This is a genomic window from Roseateles koreensis, assembly GCF_028595305.1.
Taxonomy (GTDB): Bacteria; Pseudomonadota; Gammaproteobacteria; order Burkholderiales; family Burkholderiaceae_C; genus Paucibacter_A; species Paucibacter_A koreensis.
This window is the reverse complement of record NZ_JAQQXS010000020.1, coordinates 65168-71583: the sequence shown is the minus strand read 5'-3', so window position 1 is coordinate 71583 and position 6416 is coordinate 65168. Positions and strand designations below refer to the sequence as shown.

At 61.9% G+C, this 6416-nt stretch carries 6 protein-coding genes; 5 read left to right on the top strand and 1 reads right to left on the bottom strand.

Going from position 1 to position 6416, the window contains the following annotated elements:
- Nucleotides 1–131 precede the first annotated feature (131 nt).
- Complete coding sequence (gene murB / locus PRZ01_RS18075; protein WP_273598244.1) at nucleotides 132–1160, bottom strand: UDP-N-acetylmuramate dehydrogenase; 1029 nt, start codon at nucleotides 1158–1160, stop codon at nucleotides 132–134.
- A 128-nt stretch (nucleotides 1161–1288) separates the two neighbouring features.
- On the opposite strand from murB, the gene PRZ01_RS18070 reads away from it, so the two are divergent.
- The 5 genes from PRZ01_RS18070 (at nucleotide 1289) to PRZ01_RS18050 (ending at nucleotide 6412) form a co-directional block, all read left to right on the top strand.
- Entirely contained in the window at nucleotides 1289–1783 is a 495-nt protein-coding gene (locus tag PRZ01_RS18070) for a YajQ family cyclic di-GMP-binding protein (RefSeq protein WP_273598241.1), read from the top strand.
- Between the two features lie 13 nt (nucleotides 1784–1796).
- The gene (locus PRZ01_RS18065) at nucleotides 1797–2486 is read left to right on the top strand and encodes a retropepsin-like aspartic protease family protein (RefSeq protein ID WP_273598240.1); all 690 of its coding nucleotides are present in this window, start codon (nucleotides 1797–1799) and stop codon (nucleotides 2484–2486) included.
- A gap of 119 nt (nucleotides 2487–2605) precedes the next feature.
- Complete coding sequence (gene prsT / locus PRZ01_RS18060) at nucleotides 2606–5416, top strand: XrtA/PEP-CTERM system TPR-repeat protein PrsT (protein WP_273598239.1); 2811 nt, start codon at nucleotides 2606–2608, stop codon at nucleotides 5414–5416.
- A gap of 157 nt (nucleotides 5417–5573) precedes the next feature.
- Nucleotides 5574–5900, top strand: coding sequence for a hypothetical protein (locus tag PRZ01_RS18055; RefSeq protein WP_273598238.1), 327 nt, complete (start codon nucleotides 5574–5576; stop codon nucleotides 5898–5900).
- On the top strand, nucleotides 5846–6412 hold the full coding sequence (locus tag PRZ01_RS18050) for a PEP-CTERM sorting domain-containing protein (RefSeq protein WP_273598237.1): 567 nt from the start codon (nucleotides 5846–5848) through the stop codon (nucleotides 6410–6412). The genes PRZ01_RS18055 and PRZ01_RS18050 overlap by 55 nt, the downstream gene beginning before the upstream one ends.
- Nucleotides 6413–6416 lie beyond the last annotated feature (4 nt).

Below are 6416 nucleotides of genomic sequence, written 5' to 3'. Positions count from 1 at the left end.
AACCAATTCGCGATCCTCTACGACGACCGGTTCACCAAATCGAGCCCGTAAGATCCCCAGCCAGCTTCACGAAACCGGTGAAGGTTCAATGAGCCTCACACACAGAAATTCGGACAGGCCCACAAGCGCGCTTACAACAGCACTGGCTCCGGTTCCAAGCGGATGCCGAACCGGCCGTACACGCTCTCTTGAATTGCCCGGGCCAGCGTCAGCACCTCGGCACCACGGGCCTCGCCCCGGTTCACCAGCACCAACGCTTGGCGCTCGTACACCGCCGCGCCGCCCACCGCCTTGCCCTTCCAGCCGCAGGCGTCAATCATCCAACCGGCCGCCAGCTTGATTTGCCCGTCAGGCATCAGGTAGTGCACAACGGCAGGGTCGCGGCCGATGATGTCACGGCACTGCTCAGGCGTAACCACCGGGTTCTTGAAGAAACTGCCTGCATTGCCGATCACGGCCGGGTCGGGCAGCTTGGCGCGCCGGATCGCGCAGATCCAGTCAAAAATCTGCTGCGCCGTGGGTGCGGTGATGCCGGTCTCGCTCATCTTGCGTTCCAGTTCCAGATAGCCCAGCACCGGCTTCCATGGCTTGGGCAGCGCAAAGCGCACCCGCGTGATCACGCTCTTACCCGCCAGGCCACCAAAACCGGTCTGCTTGAACACACTGTCACGGTAGCCAAATCGGCACACCGAGGCCGGCAGATGCGCCACCCGGCCGGTCACCAGGTCCACCACCTCCACGCTCTCCAGGCGGTCTTGCGCCTCCAGGCCGTAGGCACCGATGTTCTGCACCGGCGCGGCTCCGGCGGTACCAGGAATCAAGGCCAGGTTTTCCAGGCCGGGGTAGCCTTGCTCAACACTCCAACGCACCACCTCATGCCAGGGCACGCCGGCGCCGGCCTCAATCACCCAGGCGTTGGCCCGTTCTTCCACCAGGCGCAGGCCGGGGATTTCGATCTTGAGCACCACCGCGGCAATGTCTTGGGTCAGCACGAGATTGCTGCCACCGCCCAGCACAAACTTGGGCGCACGCCCCAGCTCCGGGTCATCAAGCACGCGACGCACATCCGCCGTTTCGCGGATACGCACCAAGCTACGGGCTGTTGCTGGCAAGCCAAAGGTGTTAAAAGGTTTGAGATTGACCTCTCGCTCCACCGTCAGGCGCCGTGAGGGGGCCTGAGCAACAAATTCCGGGTCCAACTTGAGCGCTTTGTCATCCATGGCAGAATTTTCCCAGATCAAAGGCGCAAATCAGCGCCCTTCTCCTTCAACCCATTCAATAAATCAATATGCCCAGCTTTGACATCACCCTCGAACCCGACATGGTCAAGATCAAAAACGGCATTGACACCAGCGCCAAAGAGATCGGCACCCGCTTTGATTTCAAGGGAACCAGCGCCAGCGTCGAGCTGAAAGAAAAAGAAAAAGAGATTCACAGCATCGGCGACAGCGACTTTCAGCTGGAGCAAATCGAAGCCGTGGTCTACGGCAAGCTGACCAAGCAAGGCGTGGTGATCAGCTTCCTCGACAAACAAGAAAAAGTCGAAAAGCTGGGCGGCGACAAGGTGCGCCAGATCTACAAGATCAAAAACGGCATCGAAGCCCCACTGGCCAAGAAGATCACCACCTTCGTCAAAGAAACGAAGATGAAGGTACAAGCATCCATCCAGGGCGACACCGTGCGCGCCACCGGCAAGAACCGCGACGATCTTCAGGCCGCCATCAATGCGCTAAAAAAGGAGTTTGCCGACACGCCACTGAGCTACGGCAACTTCCGCGACTAACGCGTCACCCACCATGACAAACGCTGCCCACCGCCCCGCGTGCTTTCTCGTTTGCGGCGCCGCGCTGTGGGTGGCCATGGCCACGCCATGGGCCCAGAATATGCCCGGCGGCGGCCCGGCTGTCAGCTTCAACGGTAGCCTGGGGTCCCAGGCTGCCTTGCTGGTAATCGATGGCGAAGCCCGCACGGTGGCCGTAGGCAGCAGCGTGAAAGGTGTGCGGCTGGTCTCGCTGGAAGACAACCGGGTGATGATTGAGATCGACGGCAAGCGCCAAGTCCTGCAATTGGGCGCTTCGCCAGGTCGCGTGGGCAATGGGCAGGCCAGCGGCGGGAGCGGGCGAAAAATCACCCTGAGCTCCGGCCCCGGTGGTCATTTCACCAGCGCCGGGAGCATCAACGGCCAAGCCACCCAGTTTTTGGTGGACACCGGCGCCACGGTGGTCTCCATCAGCCAGGCTGAAGCGGACCGCATGAACCTCAATTACAAAGAGGGTCGCCGCGTGATGACCCAAACCGCCAACGGCGCGGTCCCGGCCCATGTGCTGTCACTGGGCTCGGTGCGCATCGGTGACGTTGAACTTCGCAATGTCGAGGCAATCGTCACGCCTGGGCAGATGAATTTCGTTCTCCTAGGCAACAGTTTCCTGTCGCGCTTCCAGATGAAGCGCGAGAATGAAGTGATGACCTTGGACCTGCGCTACTGAGCGGATTGAAGACGCCGCGGCGATTCAGCGCTGCCCTGCAACTGTCCAAGGCCTTAACAAGTTAGTCACACGGCAAAAACCGGCCGAACAACGGCCCCCACTCAGTCGATAAGGGAATGATGACCCGCACCCTCAGTTCTGCCCGACCCTTGCGCGCGCTCACCTTGTCCCTGCTGCTGGCTTGCGGCCTCGCCCAAGCGGCCTCGGACAAAGCCTCCAAATATTACGAAGACGCCTTGACGCGTTTTGACCGCAAAGACGTGGCCGGTGCCATTTTGCAGTTGAAAAACGCGCTGCAAATCGACAAGACCCTGCTGCCCGTGCAAGTGTTGCTGGGGCGTGCTTACTTGGCCAACAGCGAGCCCGTGGCGGCAGAAGTCGCCTTCACCGAGGCTTTGCGCCTGGGCGTCAATCGCAGCGAAATCGTTGTGCCGCTGGCGGAATCCTTGGTGGCCCAGGGCAAGCCCGAGCAGGTGCTGACGCAGTCTCGCCTGAATCTGACTGGCTTGCCGGCACCGGTGCAGTTTTCCTTGCTGCTGGTACGCGCCTCTGCGCACTCCGACCTGGGCGATGCCCGCAGCGCCATCCGGGCGATTGAAGATGCGCGGGCCATCGACAGCCGCTCACCCGCCAGCTACATCTCGGAAGTGCAGGTGCGTGTGCGGGCGCACCAATTCCCCGAGGCTTTGACGGCTGCCGATGCCGCCCTGCGCCTGGGGCCCGACAGCGCCGAGGCCTGGTATCAAAAGGGCTCAGTGTTGCACCTGCGCCCCGACATGCCCGCCGCCTTGACCCACTACGAGCGAGCCCTGCAACTGAACCCAGACCATGTAGAAGCGAGGCTGGCGCGTGCCGGCATTTTGCTCGACATGAACCGCCTCGCCGAGGCTGGGCCTGAGGTTGAAGAGGTGCTGCGCCGCTCGCCCGACGAGCCGCGTGCCGTTTACCTGCGCGCGCTGCTGGCCGACCGCGCTGGCAAACCCGCAGAATCCAAGGCCGCCCTGCATGACGTGATCGATCTGATCGATCCGGTGCCTATCGAGTTCATCCGCTACCGGCCCCAACTGCTGCTGCTCAATGGCTTGGCCCACTTCGGCCTGGATGAGCCCTCCAAGGCCAAGCCGTATTTGGAATTTTTCTGCCGCAACCAAGCCAACAGCCCCGCCACCAAGCTGCTGGCGCAGATCTATCTGCTCGAACCCAGCGTCGAAAAAGCCGTCTCTTTGCTTGAGGGCTACCTGAAAGCCCAGCCCGGCGACGGCCAGGCCATGGTGCTGCTCGCCTCAGCCTATATGAACCAGGGGCGGCACGCCAAAGCCAGCGCGCTGATGCAGCAAGCCTTGCGCAGCAAAGATTCACCGGAGTTTCGCACCGCCCTGGGCCTGAGCCTGATGCGTGAAGGACAAACCAGCGGCGCCCAGACCGAGTTGGAAAAGGCCTTCAAACGCGACCCCAAGCAAACCCAGGCCGCCGCGGCACTGGTCAATGTCTATCTGCGCACCGACCAGGCCAGCAAAGCGGTAACCGTGGCCAATACCCTGGTTGAACAACAGGCCAACAACCCCAGCTTTCTCAATCTGCAAGGGCTGGCCAAAAGCCAGGCCAACGACCTTCCCGGAGCGCGGCAAGCCTATGAGCGGGCGCTCAAGGCCGACCCCAGCCTGATGTCGGCCAAGTTGGGCCTGGCCCGGCTCGACATCGCCGCGCAAGCTTTTGATGCTGCCCGCAGCCGCCTCACGGCCCTCCTGAAAGAGAACGAGCGCAATATCGACGCCTTGATGGAGATGACCCATCTTGAGCTCCGCCAAGGGCAGATTGACGCCGCCCGGCGCTGGCTGACCAAGGCGGTGGACTACGCGGGACCCAAAGAATTCCGCCCCGGCTTCGCCCTCATTGACCTGAACCTGCGCACCCGCAACCCCGGCGCCGCTGTTGATCTGGCACAGCAGATGCTGGCCAAATCACCCGAGGACGTGCCCATGCTCATCGCCTACTCGCGTGCCAAGCTGGCCAATGGCGACCCGCAGGGCTCCCGCAGCACCCTGGTCAACGCTTCCCGTCGGGCCGACTACGACCCCGCCGTGCTGACCGAAATCGCCGGCCTGCAAATGTTGGCGGGCGATGCCGCTGGCGCGGGCTACAGCCTCGAAAAAGCCTTGTCCAGCGATGCGCAATACCTGCCCGCCCTGAGCTTGATGACGCGGGTGGACCTTGCCCAAGGCAACCCGACCAAGGCCGAAAAGCGCGCACAGCAGGTGCTGCAACTCAGCCCCAAACGCGCCGCCTCCTACGCCTTGATCGGCGATGTGGCGAAATCGCGCGGGCAATTGCCGGCCGCGTTGGAGGCGGCGCGCAGTGCGCATCAGGTGGAGCCATCCGCCGCGACCATCCTTCGCCTGATGCAAGCCCAGTCGGCCTTGGGCGATAGCAAGGCTGAAGTCAAAACCGCCGAAGACTGGTTGCGCAGCCATCCCAAAGATTTGACCATTCTGCGAGCACTGGCCAACACCCAGGCCCGCCAAGGCAATTTGTCAGTTGCCAAAGACAGTTATGAGCGCCTGCTCAAACAAGCGCCCAAAGACGCTGATGCCTTGAACAATCTGGCCTATGTGCTGATGCGACAACAAGACTCCACCGCCTTGAAAGTTGCCCAGCAAGCACAGGCCGCTGAACCCGAAAACGCGGCCTACATGGACACGCTGGCCTGGGCGCACCATTTGGCCGGGCAGGACGACCGGGCCTTGCAACTCCTGCGCGACGCCCGCCTGCGGGCACCGCAAGACCCGGAGATCCGCTACCACCTCGCCGCCGTGCTAAACAAGACCGGGCGACGCGGCGAAGCCAAAACCGAGGTGGATGCCGCCCTGAAGATCTCCAACCGCTTCGAATCTGTGGCAGACGCCACCAAATTGCAGCAGGCCCTCAAATGAGGGGTGTTGTTGGCGTCGGAAAACTTTACAGCCGAGCTAACCAGTTAAATGAGCAGATCGGTAAGCTCTTGATTCACAAAGACTTGGCAACTCTGGCCCGATTTTTGCAAATCAGCTTTCGTCGCAATTGAACGTCGCCTCGACAGGAGAACGAAAAATGACAACAAACACAACGCGCAAACTGCTGATGGCAGCTGCGTCCATCGGCTTGGTCTGCGCCTCGTTTTCGGCTTTGGCCTCGTCGACGTATGCCTATGACGGCGTCGTGCCGTACTGCACGCAAGGCACCACAACAAACAGCGGCAGCTACGGCTGCTCGGCCAGTACTGCAGGTGATCCCAGTGTGACCTTGACCGCCTATTCGACCACCAAGACCGCCGCGGATGGAACCAGCAGCAGCGGCACCATCTTCGACACCGCCGCCGTCACATGGACTGGGGATCGAGCAATGGCTATGGCATCGACAACAGGGCCGAAGGCTTGAATGCTTTGGCCCCGCGACACGCTATCAGCGACAGCTATGGCAAAGATGTGATGGTGCTGAACTTCGGCTCCAGCGTGGTGCTGAGTTCCTTCCAAGTCGGATGGGCAGGCATCTCCAATGGTTATGACTCCGACGTCAGCCTGTGGCGCTACACCGGCAGCGCCGCACCGTCGATTGCAGGCAACACGGCTGCGGGCATGGTCAGCGCCGGCTGGAGTTTGGTCACGAATGCGGCCGACGTCACCAGCAGTGGCGTCGTCAGCAGCGGCTTGGCCGCCACGTCAGCCAATGCCTCCAGCTGGTGGTTGGTCACCAGCTACGGCACCTTGGGCACTGCAACAACCAGCGGCAGCCTGAGCGCCGGCAACAACGCCTTCAAGCTGCTCTCCTTTGCCACCACGTCCGTACCTCAAGGCGGCACCAAGGTGCCTGAGCCCGCATCGCTGGCTTTGCTGGCCGTTGCTGGCTTTGGCGCCCTGGCCGCTACCCGCCGCAATCGCAAGCAAGCTTGAGCTT